The organism is Haloarcula sp. KBTZ06 (assembly GCF_048595605.1).
Lineage (GTDB): Archaea > Halobacteriota > Halobacteria > Halobacteriales > Haloarculaceae > Haloarcula > Haloarcula hispanica.
In genome coordinates, this window is record NZ_CP184337.1 from 848,893 (window position 1) to 864,796 (window position 15,904).

Below are 15,904 nucleotides of genomic sequence, written 5' to 3' on the forward strand. Positions count from 1 at the left end.
TGTCCACGACGGGATTGACAGATTTATTTGCTCGCCCGCTATATGGTACGCCAGTGCAGACTCCGGAACAGGACATCGAAGCCGTGCTGACAGAGTCGGGCCCGGATTACGAGGGGTTTCAGTTCGAGACACCGGGTGGGGGCCACCAGAGCGATGTCTACATGGTAACGCTACGCCACAAGGGCGAGGCGTACGAGGTGGTCGTGAAATTCAAGCCACAGGGCGATGTCCCGTTCGCCGTCGAACCCTGTCTCCACGACTTCGTCGCCGCCCGGACCGACGTCCCTGTTCCACGCATCCTCGTCTACGAGGACGACCCCGACGCCGACGTGCCGCCGTATTTTGTCACCGAACGCATCCACGGCGAGAACCTGGCCGAAGAGTTCGCCGGGCTTTCGACCGAGGACCGACGGCGGGTGCTAGCCCAGTCCGGTCGGATTCTCGGCGATATGCACTCTGAGATCGGATTCGAGGCGTTCGGCCGACTCACGCTCCACGACGACCGGATCATCGTGAGTGACTGGATGGGTAACTGGCGGGAGTACTTCGAGAGTCTCACCAGATCCCACCTCTCTCATCTCGACGGGACGCCCTTCGAGGACATGACAGACCGGGCGTGGGACTGTATCGAACCGGCCCTGAGTATGGTGCCCGAGGACGGCGTTCCGCGGCTGGTACACGACGATTTCAGGCCGGCGAACCTGATGTTCGAGCAGACGGCGGATGCGCCGATTACGGCGGTCCTCGACTGGCAGGACGTGCTCGCAGCGCTGCCGGAGTACAACCTGGCACAGACCGAATTCCTCTTCATCGACTCGTCGTTTCAGGACCCGGAACTGCGCGATTCGCTCCGGACGGTGTTCCACGAGGGGTATCAGGAGATGCGCCCGATGGAGTTCGACGAGGGCTACGAGCGGCGACGGCCCCTCTACCAGCTCTCGACGCTCCTGTGGCGGATGGCCGGATTCGAGGCGGTCTTCGCCGACGAGTCCGGCCTCGCCGCCGCTCGTGCCGAAGCCCAGTACCGCCAGCAGTTCGAGCGGCTCGTCGAGGAGATACAGGCGGATTAGGCCGTCTCGGGCGATTGCCCGCTGTCGACAAGCTCCCACACAGACTCCCAGTCGAGTGTCGTCTGTGCGCCGGGTGACTGCGCTGCGAGCGCGCCACAGGCGTTGGCGACTGCGAGCGCCCGTTCCGGATTGGTCTCCTCTGCACTGGCGAGAAGGTACCCGGCGGCGAACGCGTCCCCCGCGCCTGCGGTGTCCACGGATTCTATGGGATACCCGGCGTTCGTGACTGTCCGGTCGTCGATATAGGCTGTCGCGCCGCAGTCCCCGTGTTTGACGACGACCGTCGGCACTGTGTCGAAAAGGCCGCTGTCCTCGGCGTGGTCGGCCTCCCGGTCGTTGCAAAACAGGAGATCCGCGTGTGAGAGCACCGCCGAGTAATCGCGGTACGGGAGCCGACGGCCGGGGTCGAAGCTCACCGGGACGTCCGCGGCCGCGGCGTCGCGGGCGAGCGTCGCAGCCGTCGCGGGGTCCTGGCCGGTCAGATGGAGGTGGTCTGCCTCGGCCAGGGTCTCGGCCGGGAGATCCGACGCACAGAACGCCTCGTTGGCCCCGTCGTTTCCAAGCACCGCGACGCCGCCGTTCTCGTCCACGATGAGGTATTTCACCGCCGTCGGTTCGTCCGACTCGACCAGTAGCGTCTCGACGCCGGCCGCCGCCAGTTCGCGCCGAGCCATGGTACCGTGGTCATCCCGGCCGACGCTCCCGAGGACCAGCGGGTCCGCATCAAGCCCGGCGAGTGCGACGGCCGCATTCGACGCGCTCCCTCCGCTGGACTGTGACCGGTCGGTGATGCGCCCCTCGCCGTCGGGCTTCGGGAAGTGGTCGACGTGGAGCGTCACGTCCCAGTTGACGTGGCCGGCACAGATGACGCGCATGTCCACCGCTGGGGGTGGCGTTGTGATAGCAGTTTCCCACTGATACGGGCTGGTGTCGCCCCTTCCCACTCCCGGGAGGGACATAGCGACACCAGCCCGTACGAGAGATATGCAGCATATTTAACATCGACCGGAACAGACCGGCGCACATGGTAATGGTCCCCGATAGCATCCTCCCGAGGAGTGGTTGGACCGGCATACGACTACGGCAGGTAGAGGTGACTGCGTGATGCGCCACGGTGTGGCTGTACTCGCCTGCTTAGTCGTCGTCGGCTCGCTTCCGCTTTCAGTCGCCGGCGCGAGCGTCAACGCATCCGTCTCGAACGTCGACGTGTCGCCGTCGTCACCAGCGCCGGGTGAGACTGTCACGTTTGACACGACGGTTCGGAACCTCCAGAGCAGCGACGCCCCACTCGAAATCAACGCCATCGCGATACGGAAGTCGGGCGGGCGAGGTATCACCGAGTACGAACGCGTCTCGGATCTGGGCTCGATTGCGCCGGGCAGTACGCTGGAAGTACCCCTGACCGCATCCTTCGATTCGTCCGGCAGCAAGGACCTCCGCGTCATCGCGTACGGTCGTGACCGCGGTACCGGCGAGAACGTCGAACTGAGATACCCGGTGAAACTGAACGTTCAGGACCGGCACCCGCAGGTAGATATCACGGCCAACGACTCCGTCGCCGGCGTTGAATCGACCGGCGAAGTCACCGTCGCAAACGGGCTCGACACCCAGATAACGAACGTCGAAGTCGTCGTCGAGGGCGAGGGCGTCGAGATGACACAGAGCCGTACGGTCCGGTCGAGCGTCGCACAGAACGGGTCGATTACAGCCCCGTTCCGGTTCCGACCTGAAACCGCCGGCGAACACTCGCTGACGGCAACGATCAGCTACACCGTTGACGGAGATACCACTCGCAACACGACTCGGACGACAGTCATCGAGTCGGACCCGCTCCGGAACAGCGTGGAACTCGATACGACTGCGGTCGGTAGCGGCACCGACCGCGCGCTGCGAGTCGCCGTCTCTAACGGGGCCAACGCTCCGCTCTCGGATGTCATGATCAGTGCAACGTCCGAGAACGCGTCGTTCCAGCGCGTACTGCTCGAGAACATCTCGGCCAGTACGACCCGGCAGGTGCGGCTGAACGCCACGATGGACGAGCCCCGGGCGGACGTCACCGTCACGGCCAACTACGAACTCGGAACTGAAGCGGAGCAGACGACTACCGAAACGACGTTCCGATCAGTCCCGGGGACGATAGACCTCACCGGTCTGGACGTGATCCGACAAGGCGGTCGACTGCAGATTTCCGGGAGTGCGAGCAACGTCGGGTCGACGGATGCGGACAGCGTCCTCGTCAGTGTCGTCGATACCGAGACCGTCACTCCGGCGACGCCGAACCGCGACTACTTCGTCGGCACGGTCCCGGCCAGCGACTTCGTCTCCTTCGACGTGTACGCACGGACCGAGGGGAACGTCACGTCGGTGCCACTCGAAGTAACGTACCTCGTCGACGACACGCGGAAGCGACAGACGTTCGACGTCGATCTCGACCGGATGGGCGGTTCGGCACAGCAGCCGGAGCAGGACGGCGACAGCGAGGGCGGTGACCAGAACAGTATGCTGCTGCTGGTCGTTGTCTTCGGGCTGGCGCTACTGGTCGTCGTCGGTGTCCTCGTGCGTCGCTACCGCCGCGGTGACGACGATATCGAGGTATGACGGTCATCGACGCACAGGGACTGGTCAAGCGCTACCGTACTGGCGGCCAGACCCTCTACGCGCTGGCGGGTATCGACTTCGCCCTCGAAGCCGGCGAGTTCGTCTCGATTATGGGCCCCAGCGGCAGTGGCAAGACGACCCTGCTGAACATCCTCGGACTGCTTGATACGCCGACGGAAGGGACCGTCTTGCTGGAGGGGCAGGACGTGACCGGACTCGGCGACAGCAAGCGGACCGCGCTCCGCAAGCGAACGATCGGGTTCGTGTTCCAGCACTTCTATCTCCTGCCGACGCTGACTGCCGTCGAGAACGTCGAGGTGCCCCTGCTGTTGGACAGTGACCCGAAAGTCACGAAACGGGCCAGAACGCTCCTTGAGCGGCTTGGACTCGGTGACCGACTCGACCACAAGCCCGACGAACTCTCCGGCGGCCAGAAGCAACGCGTCGCCATCGCGCGCTCGCTCATCAACAGCCCGAAGGTCGTTCTCGCCGACGAACCGACGGGCAATCTCGACAGCGAAACCGGGCGACAGATACTCGACGAGTTCCGCCGCATCGCTGACGAGGACGACGTGGCAATCGTCGCAGTCACCCACGACGACCTGGTCAACGAATACGTCGACCGGACCGTCCATCTGGTCGACGGCACCATCGGGAGGGAACGGAAGAATGGCGGGTAGGTTCTTCCCGGCCGCGCTGATGGCGCGGCGCAACCTCACGCGGACGAAAATGCGGTCGTTGCTGGCGTCGCTGGGTATCGTCATCGGCGTCGTCGCCATCGCTTCGTTGGGGATGTTCGGCGTCGCGCTCCAGTACTCGTTCACCCAGAACCTCGGCAGCGTCGGGAACCAGCTCACGGTGTACCCGAACTCCGGCGAAAACATCACTGAACTCACCGAACGCGATATCCGTACGATTCGCAGAGAGGCGAGTCCGACGGCGACTGTCTCGCCGGTAAAGACGCGCATTGAGCCGGTGTCGTACAACCGCGAGGATGCAGTCAGGGAACAAATATACGGCGTTGAGGACCCGGCGGCGTTGTACGAGGCCAAGGAGGGACGGGTCTCGCCGTTCCGGTCCGGTGCCCTCGTCGGTTCAGACGTCGCGGAGGAGCACGACCTGCATCCCGGGAGCCAGATTACTGTCAACGGGACCAGCGTCCGTATCCGGGCCGTGCTCGAAGAAGGCGACCCGTTCTCCTCGACGAACCCCGACAACCAAATCATCATGCCGGCTACGTCGTTCAGCCAGCGTGGCTACTCGGAAGTGTACGTTATCGAGTCCACTGGGACGCAGGCCAACGAAACGGCTAGGGGGATACGCGACTCGCTCAACGACCGCGAGGAGCGGGTCTGGGTCCGAGAACTGGGTTCGCTTGTCGATAGCATCGAACAGCAGTTCCAGATAATCAACACCGTCCTCGCCGGCATCGCGTCGATTTCGCTGCTCGTGGCCGGAATTTCCATCCTGAACGTCATGCTGATGTCCACCGTCGAACGCCGGGAGGAAATCGGCGTCCTCAGAGCGGTCGGCTACCAGAAGCGGGATGTCCTCAAGGTGATGTTGATGGAAGCGACGCTGCTCGGGTTCCTCGGCGGCATCGCTGGTGTCATTCTGAGTGTCGGTGCCGGGCTGGCGATAAACCACTACGCCGTCGGCGACGCGATGGCCGTCTTCAGGCTGCCAAACGCCTGGTACGTCGGCGCGGCGTTTACGTTCGGCGTGCTGACGGCCATCGTCAGCGGCCTGTATCCGGCCTGGAAAGCGGCGAGCGAAGAACCGGTCGACGCGCTACGCGGTTAGATCGTCGCGTCGACGCCCGGTTCCAGCAGCGGATCGGTCCGGTCGACCGACAGCGAGTCGAACTGCGCGAGCCAGTTTTCGTCGCCGCGCTCGAAGGCCTCCAGCGCGTCGCCGACGGTGTAGGTCCGTTCGTTGTCCGAACACGGGAACACGCCCTCCAGGTCGTCGCCGTCGTAGATCGCAAGCGAGACGACCGGGAACACGACGACGTCGTCGACGCGGTCCATCCCGACGTAGCTCCGATTCCGTCGTTCGAATGCCGGTTCGAGCGAGTGGCCGTTCTGGCCTGCCCAGTCTGTGAACTCCTCGTAGGTCTGGATGGCTTCCGACCGCTTGTCCTCCGCCATCGTCCTGATCCGCTGCCACTCACCGGCGACCATCGACTCGCTGAACACGCCGTTGGCCTCCAGTCGCTTGACCCGATTGAGTACCTGCTGTTGTGCGTCGAACGTACCGTAGGTATCTCCGCGAAGATACAGTTCCGCCCGAAGGTGTATGTCCCCTGTCATAGATTTCTCATCGCTAGCTTCTCCAGAGACCCTCAAAACTCTTTCCCAGACTTACATGCTAGCACATACCACAATGTGGAATAGAGAATCAGCGGTATGAGTGCCTCTATATTCATAATATGGGGTATTTGCCTGAATATGGAAGTCCCTTATATTATTAGTACGTCAACAATTATTTTCCTCTTGGGTCGATGTTAGTTTCGATATCTGTCGAACAAATTAGTGGCCTGTTCCTTTCAGTTGGGACGATTAATTCACAAATTTATAAGCAATCGTATACTTGTCTATTTGGGACTTTGGTGTTCAAGCATCCCCGTGATGACCTGTTCGAGGTCTCGCTGGCCAGAGGTTCCACATGTCTTGCTCGATCCCGCACCGGGGATGGTCGCATACGTGTCTGCTACATTTGCCGGTTCCGTGACCGGTGCGGCCGAGAATATTCGATAGCTGCCGAAATCGCAGCCCACCTTCGTCGAAAATACGGGTAGTCGCGTCCACGCTGCATTTGGACTCCTGTTGACCGCTCTAACCGCGCTGCTCGCGGGTCGCTACGTTCACGGCTCCGCCGTTCATTTTCGAGGCGCAGTGCGCCTCGCTCTCCGCGCTCGCTATTCGAGAGCCCTCACTACGTTCGGGCTCTCGCTGTTCGCGGCTCACCCCGTTCGCCGCTCACGTCTCGCAGTTTTCGCTTCCGCTGGTCCCTCAAACCGCGCTGCTCGCGGTTTCACCGCTCGCTATCCGAGATTCTCGCTCCGCTCGAATCTCGCTAGTCGTCAGCGTGCGCTTCCGCACCACTCGCAACGACCTCTAGCTCGCCGGCGTCCAGCTCTTCTTCGATTTCGCGAGCCGCCTGCACCATGTTCTCCATCTTGCCGCGGGCGACCTCGCGGGGCAGGAGCTTCACGCCGCAGTCCGGCGAAACGGTGAGTCGCTCCGGCGGGACGACCTCCAGCCCCTTCTTGATGTTCTCCTTGATCTCTTCGACGGACTCTACTTCGGCGGTGTGTGCGTCTAGGACGCCCATCGCGAAGTCCTTCGTGAACTCGTGCTCTTTGAACACGTCGAGCTGGTCGTAGTCGCCGTTGGCGAGTTCCAGGTCGTACTCGTGGACCGGGTAGTCCAGTATCTCGGGGTAGATACGCGAGTAGTCGCCGTAACAGACGTGCAGGCCGAGACGCACGTCGTCGGGGATCTCGTCGACGATGCGCTCCAGACACTCGCCGACGATAGCGTGGTCGTCCGGCGTCGTGGCCAGTGCGGGCTCGTCGATCTGGATGTAGCGAGCGCCGGCCTCGACCAGCGCCTCGATCTCCTCGTTGACGAGGTCAGCCAGTTCGTAGGCCAGCTGTTCCTCGCTGTCGTACACTTCGTTGAACGACCAGTTCGCAAGGGTGTACGGGCCCGTAATCGGGACCTTCACGGGGCGTTCGGCGACCTCGTCGGTGAACTCGAACTCCTCGACGAGCCACTGTTCGCCGTATTCGACCTCGTCGGCGACGCTTGGCTTGTCGAAGTAGTTGTGGCCCCACACCTTCACGCGGCCGTTGAACTCGTAACCGTCGATGCGGTGGGCGAAGTACTCTACCATCTCGTTGCGGCGCATCTCGCCGTCACAGATGACGTCGAGACCCGCGCGTTCGTGCTCGTGGGTGATGAGCCGCGAGGCGTCGTCTTTCGATTCCTCCCACTCGTCCTCGCCGAAGTCGGCGTCCTCGTCCTCGAACAGCTCACGGGCACGGTCGTGCCACTTGGGCTTGGGGTAGGAGCCGACGACGGTCGTCAGCAGGAAGTGGTCGTTCGGGTGGTCCGCCGGTTTGAACTGGTCTCGTGGTCCTGTCATCGTTATGCCTCCGCCGCCTCCAGATCCGCGGCGTTCGCGAGTGCTTCGAGCTTGTCTTCGAACTTGTTCACCGGGAGATAGAACGTTTCCGTGTTCGCCGTCGCGTAGACGGTGTCGTAAGCAGTGTTGGTCTGCTGCTCGAACCAGTCGATTCGGTCCCGGATCGTTTCGGGTGACTCGACGAGCGTGTTCTGGCCGTCGACGACGCCAAGCGCCACGTCGTCCTTGGTGCCGTACTCCTGGACGTTGTAGACGGTCTGGTCGTGGTTCGCAACAAGGTCGAAGCCGATGGCATCCACGTCAGCGTCCATCAGGTGCGCGTAGGCCTTCTCCTCGATTGCGCCCCAGTAGGTGTGGGCGACGACTTCGGCGTCGGCGGCCGAGGCGACAGCATCGATAGCGGCCGCGGCGCGTTCGTCCTCGCCGTCGGCGGGTGTGTTCTCGACCAGCGACGGCTCAAGCAGGAACAGCGTCTCAACCTCGGGGAAGGCGTTCACTTCCTCGACGAGGAAGTCGGCGATGGCGTCGAGGAACTCGGCGTCGTCGCCGTAGTGCTCGTCGGTCGCTAGGTCCGCAAGCGAGTACGGGCCAGGGAGCACAGCCTGAAGACCGTCGTCGACGTGCTCGGCTGCGGCTCCGAGGTCTGCGGCGACGTCGCCGCCGTCAGCACTGAGGTCGCCCTGCACGACCGGCTCTCGGTAGAAGTTGTTGTTGTCGTAGTAGCGGACGATGCCTTTCGTCTCCACGCTGTCGTGGACCGCGAGCGGGTGCGCGAGCATGTCGTCCCAGCGGAGTTGGCCCTCGACGACGCGGTCGAGCCCGGCGTCCTGCTGGATGGAGATGACTTCCTCGCGCGCTTGGTCGTAGGCCGCGACGACCTCGCCGGACTCGTCGCCCGAGATGAGGTCGGTCTTCTGATGGCCTTTCAGATCTGCCAGTTCGTCCTTGGCCCAGTCCGGGAGCGGAAAGAGCCCAGGGGTCGTGGCGATTACCTGTGTCATTGCCGTGGAGTAGGAAATGACGGGCTTTAATATTTCCTATTCGATAAAATGCACAACAGTAATCAATCGCGATAGAATCGCAGGACGACGAGCGCTTCGTATGGGTGTTTCTCACTCGCAAGCTGCTCGCTCGCCAGCCCGTGTTCGCTCGCGTATTCTCGCACCGCCTCGGGGTCCGTGAGACTGCTGACGAGCATGAGCGCTTCGCCGGCCGGAGCTAGCACGCGCTCGACGGTTTCGAGAAACGGGTCGACGAGTCGGCGACCGTCGTCGCCGCCCGACAGCGCGTGTTCCATCCAGTCGTCCCACTCCTGTTCGGACGGCGTCGGCAAGTAGGGCGGATTGAACGCTACGAGGTCGAAGGCGTCCGCCCGGAACGGCTCGACGAGGTCGCCACGAACGACCGGGACGCCGTTTTCTGCCGCTTCTTGACAGGCCAGCGGGCTCACGTCGACGCCGACCGCCCGCGCTCCGGCGTCGGCGAGCGTCGCGGCGACGTAGCCGGAGCCCGTCCCCACGTCGAGGACGGTGTCGCCCGCTTCGACTCGTTCGCGGGCCGTCCGGGCCAGCAGGTCCGAGTCCTCTGCGGGCTGGTACACCGATTCGACGCCGCGCTGGTTGGCCAGCGACGGGCGTTCGGTGCCGCTCTCCTCGGCTGTCTCTCCCGCTCCTCCGGCGTCGGACTCCTCACCCATCTCAGACCTCCGGCTGGCCGACTTCGTAGGCGAGTGTCGCCAGCGTAGCGAAGTCGGCCGGCGTGAGCTTCCCGGCACGGGCACTCATAAGCTCCTCATCGGCGGCTTCGACTACCGCGTCGGGGTCGCCCAGCCCGGAGATGTGGGCCGTGTTTCGGACGGCGTTGCGCATCGTCTTCCGGCGCTGGGTGAACACTGCCTTCAGGAAGTCCATGAAGAACTCGTCACTGGGGACGGTGTAGTCGGGTTGCCTCGGCGTCGTCCGGACGAGCGCGCTGGTGACGCGGGGTTGCGGGTCGAACGCTTCCGGCGGCACTGTCTCAACAATCTCCGCGTCGGCGTAGTGGCCTGCTGTGACCGAGAGCCGCCCGTAGTCGTCCGTCGCGGGGTCGGCGGCCATCCGCTCGGCGAACTCCCGCTGGAACATCAACAGGAGCGGGCGCTGCTCGGGCAGCAGTCGGAAGGCGATCTCTGAGGACGCGCCGTAGGGTAGATTCGAGATGCTGGCGGTGAACTCAGGCAGGCCGATATCGAGCGCGTCGCCCTCGACGACGGTGAGGCGGTCCGCCGCGATTTCCTCGGCGAACTCCTCGTGGAGATGGGCCGCGAAGTCCGGGTCCCGCTCGATTGCGGTCACCGTCTCGGCCGCCGCGAGCAATCGGTCCGTTAGCGCGCCCGGGCCTGCACCGATCTCCAGTACATGCGAGAGGTCAACGTCCGCGTCTGTCGCGTATTGCGGAATGCGGTCCAGTACCCGGTCGTCGACGAGAAAGTGCTGGTCCTGCCGGGTATCGGCCCGCTTGCCGGCCCGCCGGACGAGCGCGTCGGGGTCCCGAGCCCCTGTCTCGGTCGTGGTCATTAGCTGGCCGTAGCGGGTCGCGGTAGAAAAGGGTCGCCTTATACTGGTGGCTGTCAGCTTCGCTGCTTGCAGCCGACAGTGTTACGAGGACTGCTCCTCGCGCCGGACGAACAGCCGGTACTTCAGGTCGTCGTCCTGTAGCTCTTCGAGTATCCGCTCGACAAGTGTCTCTTTGGGGCTGTGGAGGCCGCTGACGCGCTCTTCGAGGTCTTCAAAGCTCTCGAAAGGCTTTCGCTTCCGCTCGTCGAGAAGCGTGTTCCGGAGCTTCTTCCCGATACCCGGCAGGAGGTTCAGCTGGTGGAGCCGCAGCGTGATCGGCTGGGCGTCGTTGTAGAAGTCGACGAACCGCTGTTCGTTCGCTTCGACGATTTCCTCGACGGCGTAGTCAAGCTCCGAGCGGGCACCGCTCGGGATATCCTCGAAATCGACTTCCGTCACGCGGCCGAACTCCGTCAGGTCGACGCGGTCACCGAATGCAATATCAACGTCCTTGTCGTCGAGCTGGAGCTCGTAAATGTAGAACTCCTCGACGTCGAGCGCGTACGCGAGCGGCTCCTTCTGGTGCTGTGGCCGGTCGTCTCCGGGCCGCCCGTGTGGGAGGACATCGAGGACAGCCGCCATCATAGAGTCGCCGCCGCTCTCCGATTCAGTCATGCCAGGCAGTACGACCACAGCACACTTAATGCCGGTGGATGCCCCGAACCGCGACACGGAGCGCCGTCGCTATTTTCGCTTCGGTCCAGCGGCAGCGGAAACTAGATCTCGACCGCGTAGCTGGTCGTCCGTGAAAGTAGGGATAGAGCGGCGAAGAGCCGAACTGACGATTGTCCTCGCTACGCGTACTGCTTGACGATGTTGAGAATCTCGTCGAGTTCGTCGCCATCGAGCGTGTACCGCTCCTTGGCGAACACGGCGCGGAGCTCGTCGCGGTCCAGCGGCCGCAGGTTCGCGATCTTGTAGGCCGTCGGCGTGTCGACCTTTTCGAGTTCTTCGAGGTCTTCGACCAGCTGCAGCGACTCCTCGGGGTCGAGGACGGCAAAGCGGTTGACGTGCTCGATAGCCCGCTTGAGCTCGTAGCGCATCTCGCGGTCCTCCTCGGCCGCCCGCTCCATCTCGAGGTCTTCGAGTATCTCCTTGGTCTCCGCGACCGTCAGGAACTCCTCACTGACCTTCTCTTTGAATATCGTCATTCTTGCCGGCGCAGGTGCGCAGCGGTGACGATGATGGTCTTCGCCTTGCCACCGTCGACGATGTCGACCTTGTACGCGTCACCCTGCTTCCCTTCGACGGTGCCGGTCTGGCCGTCGAACCGCGGGTGGAAGCGGCCGTTCGGCACTGACGGGTCGATCTTGAGGTGGACTTTCTCGCCGTCGTCGAACTCTTCGACGGCGCGCTGTGGCGGCGAGGTGCCGCGGTCGCGGGGCTTGTTCTTGAGCTTGTCTCGTGTTCCTTCGAGGGGTCCGTTTGAACTAGGCATTCTTGCTCCTCGCTAATCCGGTCGCCCTAATAAAACGTGCGTTCCGCGACCGTCACTGGTCACGCTCTTGCAGTCGCTACAGACCCGAGTGGAAAACTACAGCGGTGAGTCGATTACAGGCGGCCGGTGCTCTCGACGGAGACCGACTCGACGTCATCGACGTTCGCAAAGGCCTCTTCGACGGCTTCCGTCCCGCCGGTGTCGTCAGGGACGATGACTGTCGGCGTCAGCGCGACGAGGCCGAAGGCGACGTCCTCGCGCTCGAACCCGTTGATCTTCGTTCCTTCCGGAAGCACGCCCTCGAGACGCTCCTGCAGGTCGTCGAGGTCGACTTCGGGGCTTTCCGGCATGACCTTGATCTTGGCTGCTACTTTCCCCATTGTTATGGCCCCATGAAGCCGCAGTCCGGGCATTTGTAGAGGTTGCTCTGCTTCCGGCAGGTGGCACAGCGGTAGATCTGCTGTCCACAGTCCGGGCACTTGAACGCGGCGGCGTTCGTGCCGGCGATGTTGATGCCACACGAGACGCACTTGCGCGCCTGTTTTTGTTGGCTCTCGCTCATACCACTCCGTATCCGACCGCGGCTTTTAACGATTGCCAAACGCGACCGCCACCGCGAGTGACTGCCATGGCCCTAGTTCCCGGGCAGGATGTCCCCGAGCGCAGCGCCGATTGCCATGGGGACGAACGCCACGGCACAGATGCAGGCCGACTCGTAGACGACCGCAGGCTCGGTCGACCACTCGACCAGCCCCCAGCCAGTAAGCAGCGCGACGGAGACGACGAGCGCCGTCCCGGTGACGCCGACGAGTCGCCGCGGGATGAATCCGAAAATCGGGTTCGCCACCCGAACGTCCTGAAACTCGGCCACGTACAGAATGGAGATGACTAGCCCGACAGCGATAGCGACTGTCGCGGCGAGATACAGCGGGTGCTGAGCGATGTGTAGCCCGGCGTCGACTGTCCCGCCCTCGACAGCCATGGGAATCCCGAACAGCAGCGAGCCGAGCAGCGCCTCCGCGAGGTCGGACCGGCCGAAGCCCCAGACGACCCGGCCGAAGGTCGCTGGCTCGTGGTCCTGGGAATCCGCGGCCGCGCGCATCGCGTCCCGGACCTGCCGTCGCTCGTCTTCGGAGTCGACGAGCTGTTCCAGCTCCTGAAGTTCGTCGAACAGGGCCGCAAATTCGTCGTCATCTCCATCCGGTTCGACCGGAGGGCGGTTCGACTGGCTCATCTGAACTCGGGCTCGCTATCTCGCGTTGGGACGTCCGGGTCCGGGTCGGCACCGGCCGTCGGGGTACCCTCCTCCCAGACGTAGAACCCCTCGCCGGCGACAGCGCCTCGCTGTCCGTCCTCGACCTTCCGGCGGAGCAACGCTGGCGGTTCGAATCGCTCGTCCAGCCGCTTTGCGAGGTCTTCGAGCGCGGTTAGCACTGTTTCCAGCCCGTGGCGGTCGGCCCGGACGAGTGGCCCGTCGCGGTCCGAATCGCCACGCTCGAACGTGCGGTCGATATCTCGAATCCCCGCGACGCCGTCCTCGACCATCCGAACAGCTTCGGCAATGGTAGCGAGTTCGAGGCGTAGCGCGGCAAATCCCGGCGTGTCGCGGACGACGACCGGCGACGCGTCCAGGCTCTCGACGAAGTCGGTGACTCGGTCGCGGGTCGCCGCCGTCGTCTGTTCGGCGATGACCACCTCGACAATAGCGCCGTCCGGCGGGTCAACGAGGTTGAGGCCGACGGCCCGGTTCGGGCTCCGCAGGCCGGTCGCGACTGCGGTCACCGACAGCGACGTGTCGCTGACGGCGATGAGCGTCTCATCCTCGACCATCGTCTCAGTTTCGGCGACCACTTCTCGGTGGCTGTCCGTCCCACCGTCGGTCGCGTCGATGACGATACCGCTGCCGCTGACGGCGCTTTCGAGTCCCGTGGTTCCGTCGATACCGGCTGAAACATCCCCGTTGAGTGCGTGCCGGATCTCGTCGACGCGGTCCATCACGTCCGTCGCATCCGTCCCCCGTAGACGTACCTCGTGGCCCGCACGGACACATCGCTGTGCGATATCCCGCCCTCGTCGTCCGGTACCGAGTACGGCCACAATCATGACAGTACCACCGCACTCCCGGCGTTAATCCTTTACGCCGCGGTCTGTCGCGGTCCGCCTCTGGTCTGTACTGCTTGTGGGCTGGATAGCGAGGCCGGAGCGACGGCAGTACGCTTTTTTCGACACCGGCTGTATCGCCGCGCATGGACATTGGTGTACTGACGGTCCCGCTGGGCGGACAGTCACTCGACGACGCGCTGGCGTATCTCAGCGACTTAGGCGTCGACGCGGTCGAACTGGGGTGTGGCGGCTTCCCCGGCGACGACCACCTCGACCGGCAGGCGTATCTCGACAACGAGGAGAAACAGGCCGAACTCGAGGCGCTTTTAGACGAACACGACCTCCGGGTGAGCGCGCTGGCGACACACAACAATCCGCTTCACCCGGACGACGAGCGCGCCGCAGAGGCCGACCGGGAACTCCGGGAAGCGATCCGGCTGGCCGACCAGCTCGACGTGAACACCGTTACGGGGTTCTCTGGCCTGCCTGCCGGCGGCCCGAACGACGAGGTGCCGAACTGGATCACCGCGCCGTGGCCGACCGAACACGCCGACGCCCACGAGTACCAGTGGCGCGTCGCCGACGAGTACTGGTCGGACCTCGCGGCCCACGCCGGCGCACACGACGTGGACATCGCCATCGAGATGCATCCCAATATGCTGGTGTACGAACCCCGCGGGCTGCTCGAACTCCGCAGGCGGACGAACGACCGAATCGGCGCGAACTTCGACCCGTCGCATCTATACTGGCAGGGCATCGATGTGACCGAGGCCATCCGCCTGCTCGGCGAGCACGACGCCATCCACCACTTCCACGCCAAGGACACGAAGGTGTACGAGTCAAACGCCCGGGAGAAGGGCGTGCTAGACACCGCGCCGTACACAGACGAAGCGGACCGGTCGTGGCTGTTCCGCTCTATCGGCTATGGTCACGGCGAATCCCACTGGAAGGATGTGGTGTCGACGCTGCGGATGGTCGGCTACGACGGTGCGCTCTCCATCGAACACGAGGACTCACTCACTAGCGCACGCGAGGGACTGGAGAAGGCCGTCGACGTGCTCGACCGCGCCGTCTTCGAGACCCAGCCCGGCGACGCCTACTGGGCGGAGTAGCCGATACGGCCACCAGCACGACCGTTTCTGGCACTTACGCTTATATAGTGTCTGTGTGATACTACGACTGGACTACCGTATCCAGTGACACTTATGGACATCGAACTCACACACAAGCCCTCGTACACGCACGTCCGCGTTGCGCTCGACAGCGGCGAATCGATACTCGCGGAACCCGGCGCGATGGTCAGCCACTCGCCGACCATCGAGATCGAGACGACGACCAGCCGGGACGGCCTCCTCAGCTCCGCGAAGTCGATGCTCGGCGGTGAGTCGCTCCTAGCGAACGAGTTCACCGCGCAGGGCGGTTCGGGCACCCTGACCCTCGCGCCGCCGACACCGGGCGACGTACACCATCACGAACTCACTGGCGAGACGCTGTACGCCGTCGACGGGGCGTTCCTCGCAGCCGACCCGGATATCGACATCGATTCGGAGTTCGGCGGCATCAAGTCGATGCTGGCCGGCGCGAGCATCACGCCGCTGGCGCTGAAAGGGACCGGAAACGTCCTCATTGAGGCCTTCGGCGGGCTGGAAACCGTCGAACTCGACGCCGGCGAGTCCTACACAATCGACAACGACCACGTCGTCGCCTGGGAGGAGTCAGTCAACTTTGACGCCCACCGCGTCGGCGGGCTGAAGTCGACGCTGCTCAGCGGCGAGGGCCTCGTGATGGACTTCACCGGCCCCGGAACGGTCTGGTATCAGACGCGCGGCCTCGGCTCGTTTACCTCGGCTATCGCTGACGCGCTGCCCGGAACGGGTGACAACGACGGTGATGCGTCCGGTCTTGACGACTTCATCTGACTGTCGGAAGTCCGCTGGAGAACAGCCGCG

General features: G+C 63.8%; 19 protein-coding genes. 6 read left to right on the forward strand and 13 right to left on the reverse strand.

Going from position 1 to position 15,904, the window contains the following annotated elements:
- Positions 1-53 precede the first annotated feature (53 nt).
- The gene (locus tag ACNO8S_RS04515; protein ID WP_064288423.1) at positions 54-1,070 is read left to right on the forward strand and encodes a phosphotransferase family protein; all 1,017 of its coding nucleotides are present in this window, start codon (positions 54-56) and stop codon (positions 1,068-1,070) included.
- On the opposite strand, the gene ACNO8S_RS04520 is transcribed toward ACNO8S_RS04515, so the two are convergent.
- Positions 1,067-1,945, reverse strand: coding sequence for a carbohydrate kinase family protein (locus tag ACNO8S_RS04520; protein WP_044951743.1), 879 nt, complete (start codon positions 1,943-1,945; stop codon positions 1,067-1,069). The two genes, ACNO8S_RS04515 and ACNO8S_RS04520, sit on opposite strands and share 4 nt — an antisense overlap.
- A 229-nt stretch (positions 1,946-2,174) precedes the next feature.
- Here ACNO8S_RS04520 and ACNO8S_RS04525 point away from each other — a divergent pair, with 229 nt between their 5' ends.
- The 3 genes from ACNO8S_RS04525 to ACNO8S_RS04535 are packed head-to-tail and all read left to right on the forward strand — an operon-like array spanning position 2,175 to position 5,471.
- Positions 2,175-3,668 (forward strand): hypothetical protein, encoded by a 1,494-nt coding sequence (locus ACNO8S_RS04525; protein ID WP_420182550.1) that lies wholly within the window; start codon positions 2,175-2,177, stop codon positions 3,666-3,668.
- The gene (locus ACNO8S_RS04530; RefSeq protein WP_014039908.1) at positions 3,665-4,348 is read left to right on the forward strand and encodes an ABC transporter ATP-binding protein; all 684 of its coding nucleotides are present in this window, start codon (positions 3,665-3,667) and stop codon (positions 4,346-4,348) included. Before ACNO8S_RS04525 ends, ACNO8S_RS04530 begins: the two co-directional genes overlap by 4 nt.
- Positions 4,338-5,471 carry an ABC transporter permease gene (locus tag ACNO8S_RS04535; RefSeq protein WP_420182551.1) on the forward strand — a complete coding sequence of 378 codons (1,134 nt, stop codon included), beginning with the start codon at positions 4,338-4,340 and terminating at the stop codon, positions 5,469-5,471. The genes ACNO8S_RS04530 and ACNO8S_RS04535 overlap by 11 nt, the downstream gene beginning before the upstream one ends.
- Here ACNO8S_RS04535 and ACNO8S_RS04540 read toward each other — a convergent pair.
- From ACNO8S_RS04540 to ACNO8S_RS04595, 12 genes are all read right to left on the reverse strand, one after another.
- The gene (locus ACNO8S_RS04540) at positions 5,468-5,980 is read right to left on the reverse strand and encodes an HTH domain-containing protein (RefSeq protein ID WP_420182552.1); all 513 of its coding nucleotides are present in this window, start codon (positions 5,978-5,980) and stop codon (positions 5,468-5,470) included. The genes ACNO8S_RS04535 and ACNO8S_RS04540 overlap by 4 nt on opposite strands.
- Positions 5,981-6,746: 766 nt before the next feature.
- Positions 6,747-7,820, reverse strand: coding sequence for a methionine synthase (locus ACNO8S_RS04545; protein WP_008310097.1), 1,074 nt, complete (start codon positions 7,818-7,820; stop codon positions 6,747-6,749).
- Positions 7,821-7,822: 2 nt separating this feature from the next.
- Positions 7,823-8,821 carry a 5-methyltetrahydropteroyltriglutamate--homocysteine methyltransferase gene (locus ACNO8S_RS04550; protein WP_420182553.1) on the reverse strand — a complete coding sequence of 333 codons (999 nt, stop codon included), beginning with the start codon at positions 8,819-8,821 and terminating at the stop codon, positions 7,823-7,825.
- Positions 8,822-8,883: 62 nt separating this feature from the next.
- Positions 8,884-9,516 carry a HemK2/MTQ2 family protein methyltransferase gene (locus ACNO8S_RS04555; protein WP_420182554.1) on the reverse strand — a complete coding sequence of 211 codons (633 nt, stop codon included), beginning with the start codon at positions 9,514-9,516 and terminating at the stop codon, positions 8,884-8,886.
- 1 nt (position 9,517) lies between these two features.
- Positions 9,518-10,375, reverse strand: coding sequence for a 16S ribosomal RNA methyltransferase A (locus tag ACNO8S_RS04560; RefSeq protein WP_151146708.1), 858 nt, complete (start codon positions 10,373-10,375; stop codon positions 9,518-9,520).
- 81 nt (positions 10,376-10,456) lie between these two features.
- A complete protein-coding gene (locus ACNO8S_RS04565) occupies positions 10,457-11,029 on the reverse strand; it encodes a DUF655 domain-containing protein (protein ID WP_050006870.1) in 573 nt (190 codons plus the stop codon).
- Positions 11,030-11,208: 179 nt separating this feature from the next.
- Positions 11,209-11,565, reverse strand: a complete 357-nt coding sequence (locus ACNO8S_RS04570; RefSeq protein ID WP_008310086.1) for an RNA polymerase Rpb4 family protein — start codon at positions 11,563-11,565, stop codon at positions 11,209-11,211.
- A complete protein-coding gene (locus tag ACNO8S_RS04575; RefSeq protein WP_004593356.1) occupies positions 11,562-11,852 on the reverse strand; it encodes a 50S ribosomal protein L21e in 291 nt (96 codons plus the stop codon). Before ACNO8S_RS04575 ends, ACNO8S_RS04570 begins: the two co-directional genes overlap by 4 nt.
- A 113-nt stretch (positions 11,853-11,965) precedes the next feature.
- The gene (locus ACNO8S_RS04580) at positions 11,966-12,232 is read right to left on the reverse strand and encodes an elongation factor 1-beta (RefSeq protein ID WP_004593354.1); all 267 of its coding nucleotides are present in this window, start codon (positions 12,230-12,232) and stop codon (positions 11,966-11,968) included.
- Positions 12,233-12,234: 2 nt separating this feature from the next.
- The gene (locus ACNO8S_RS04585) at positions 12,235-12,414 is read right to left on the reverse strand and encodes an HVO_2753 family zinc finger protein (protein WP_004516620.1); all 180 of its coding nucleotides are present in this window, start codon (positions 12,412-12,414) and stop codon (positions 12,235-12,237) included.
- 72 nt (positions 12,415-12,486) lie between these two features.
- On the reverse strand, positions 12,487-13,086 hold the full coding sequence (locus ACNO8S_RS04590) for a hypothetical protein (protein WP_014039916.1): 600 nt from the start codon (positions 13,084-13,086) through the stop codon (positions 12,487-12,489).
- Positions 13,083-13,955, reverse strand: a complete 873-nt coding sequence (locus ACNO8S_RS04595) for a 3-hydroxyacyl-CoA dehydrogenase family protein (RefSeq protein WP_420182555.1) — start codon at positions 13,953-13,955, stop codon at positions 13,083-13,085. Before ACNO8S_RS04595 ends, ACNO8S_RS04590 begins: the two co-directional genes overlap by 4 nt.
- 143 nt (positions 13,956-14,098) lie before the next feature.
- Between ACNO8S_RS04595 and ACNO8S_RS04600 the strand changes: the two genes are divergently transcribed.
- Both ACNO8S_RS04600 and ACNO8S_RS04605 read left to right on the forward strand, forming a co-directional pair.
- A complete protein-coding gene (locus ACNO8S_RS04600) occupies positions 14,099-15,067 on the forward strand; it encodes a sugar phosphate isomerase/epimerase family protein (protein ID WP_420182556.1) in 969 nt (322 codons plus the stop codon).
- A 93-nt stretch (positions 15,068-15,160) separates the two neighbouring features.
- Positions 15,161-15,874 carry a TIGR00266 family protein gene (locus tag ACNO8S_RS04605; protein ID WP_050037765.1) on the forward strand — a complete coding sequence of 238 codons (714 nt, stop codon included), beginning with the start codon at positions 15,161-15,163 and terminating at the stop codon, positions 15,872-15,874.
- The last annotated feature ends 30 nt before the right edge of the window (positions 15,875-15,904 follow it).

Excerpts from the sequence above, each read along its gene's own strand:
- ACNO8S_RS04540 (WP_420182552.1), bottom strand. The coding sequence starts at position 5,980 with ATGACAGGGGACATACACCTTCGGGCGGAACTGTATCTTCGCGGAGAT.
- ACNO8S_RS04575 (WP_004593356.1), bottom strand. The coding sequence starts at position 11,852 with ATGCCTAGTTCAAACGGACCCCTCGAAGGAACACGAGACAAGCTCAAG.
- ACNO8S_RS04595 (WP_420182555.1), bottom strand. The coding sequence starts at position 13,955 with ATGATTGTGGCCGTACTCGGTACCGGACGACGAGGGCGGGATATCGCA.
- ACNO8S_RS04550 (WP_420182553.1), bottom strand. The coding sequence starts at position 8,821 with ATGACACAGGTAATCGCCACGACCCCTGGGCTCTTTCCGCTCCCGGAC.
- ACNO8S_RS04530 (WP_014039908.1), top strand. The coding sequence starts at position 3,665 with ATGACGGTCATCGACGCACAGGGACTGGTCAAGCGCTACCGTACTGGC.
- ACNO8S_RS04520 (WP_044951743.1), bottom strand. The coding sequence starts at position 1,945 with ATGCGCGTCATCTGTGCCGGCCACGTCAACTGGGACGTGACGCTCCAC.
- ACNO8S_RS04525 (WP_420182550.1), top strand. The coding sequence starts at position 2,175 with ATGCGCCACGGTGTGGCTGTACTCGCCTGCTTAGTCGTCGTCGGCTCG.
- ACNO8S_RS04580 (WP_004593354.1), bottom strand. The coding sequence starts at position 12,232 with ATGGGGAAAGTAGCAGCCAAGATCAAGGTCATGCCGGAAAGCCCCGAA.
- ACNO8S_RS04555 (WP_420182554.1), bottom strand. The coding sequence starts at position 9,516 with ATGGGTGAGGAGTCCGACGCCGGAGGAGCGGGAGAGACAGCCGAGGAG.
- ACNO8S_RS04585 (WP_004516620.1), bottom strand. The coding sequence starts at position 12,414 with ATGAGCGAGAGCCAACAAAAACAGGCGCGCAAGTGCGTCTCGTGTGGC.
- ACNO8S_RS04570 (WP_008310086.1), bottom strand. The coding sequence starts at position 11,565 with ATGACGATATTCAAAGAGAAGGTCAGTGAGGAGTTCCTGACGGTCGCG.
- ACNO8S_RS04565 (WP_050006870.1), bottom strand. The coding sequence starts at position 11,029 with ATGACTGAATCGGAGAGCGGCGGCGACTCTATGATGGCGGCTGTCCTC.
- ACNO8S_RS04600 (WP_420182556.1), top strand. The coding sequence starts at position 14,099 with ATGGACATTGGTGTACTGACGGTCCCGCTGGGCGGACAGTCACTCGAC.
- ACNO8S_RS04560 (WP_151146708.1), bottom strand. The coding sequence starts at position 10,375 with ATGACCACGACCGAGACAGGGGCTCGGGACCCCGACGCGCTCGTCCGG.
- ACNO8S_RS04590 (WP_014039916.1), bottom strand. The coding sequence starts at position 13,086 with ATGAGCCAGTCGAACCGCCCTCCGGTCGAACCGGATGGAGATGACGAC.
- ACNO8S_RS04605 (WP_050037765.1), top strand. The coding sequence starts at position 15,161 with ATGGACATCGAACTCACACACAAGCCCTCGTACACGCACGTCCGCGTT.
- ACNO8S_RS04535 (WP_420182551.1), top strand. The coding sequence starts at position 4,338 with ATGGCGGGTAGGTTCTTCCCGGCCGCGCTGATGGCGCGGCGCAACCTC.
- ACNO8S_RS04545 (WP_008310097.1), bottom strand. The coding sequence starts at position 7,820 with ATGACAGGACCACGAGACCAGTTCAAACCGGCGGACCACCCGAACGAC.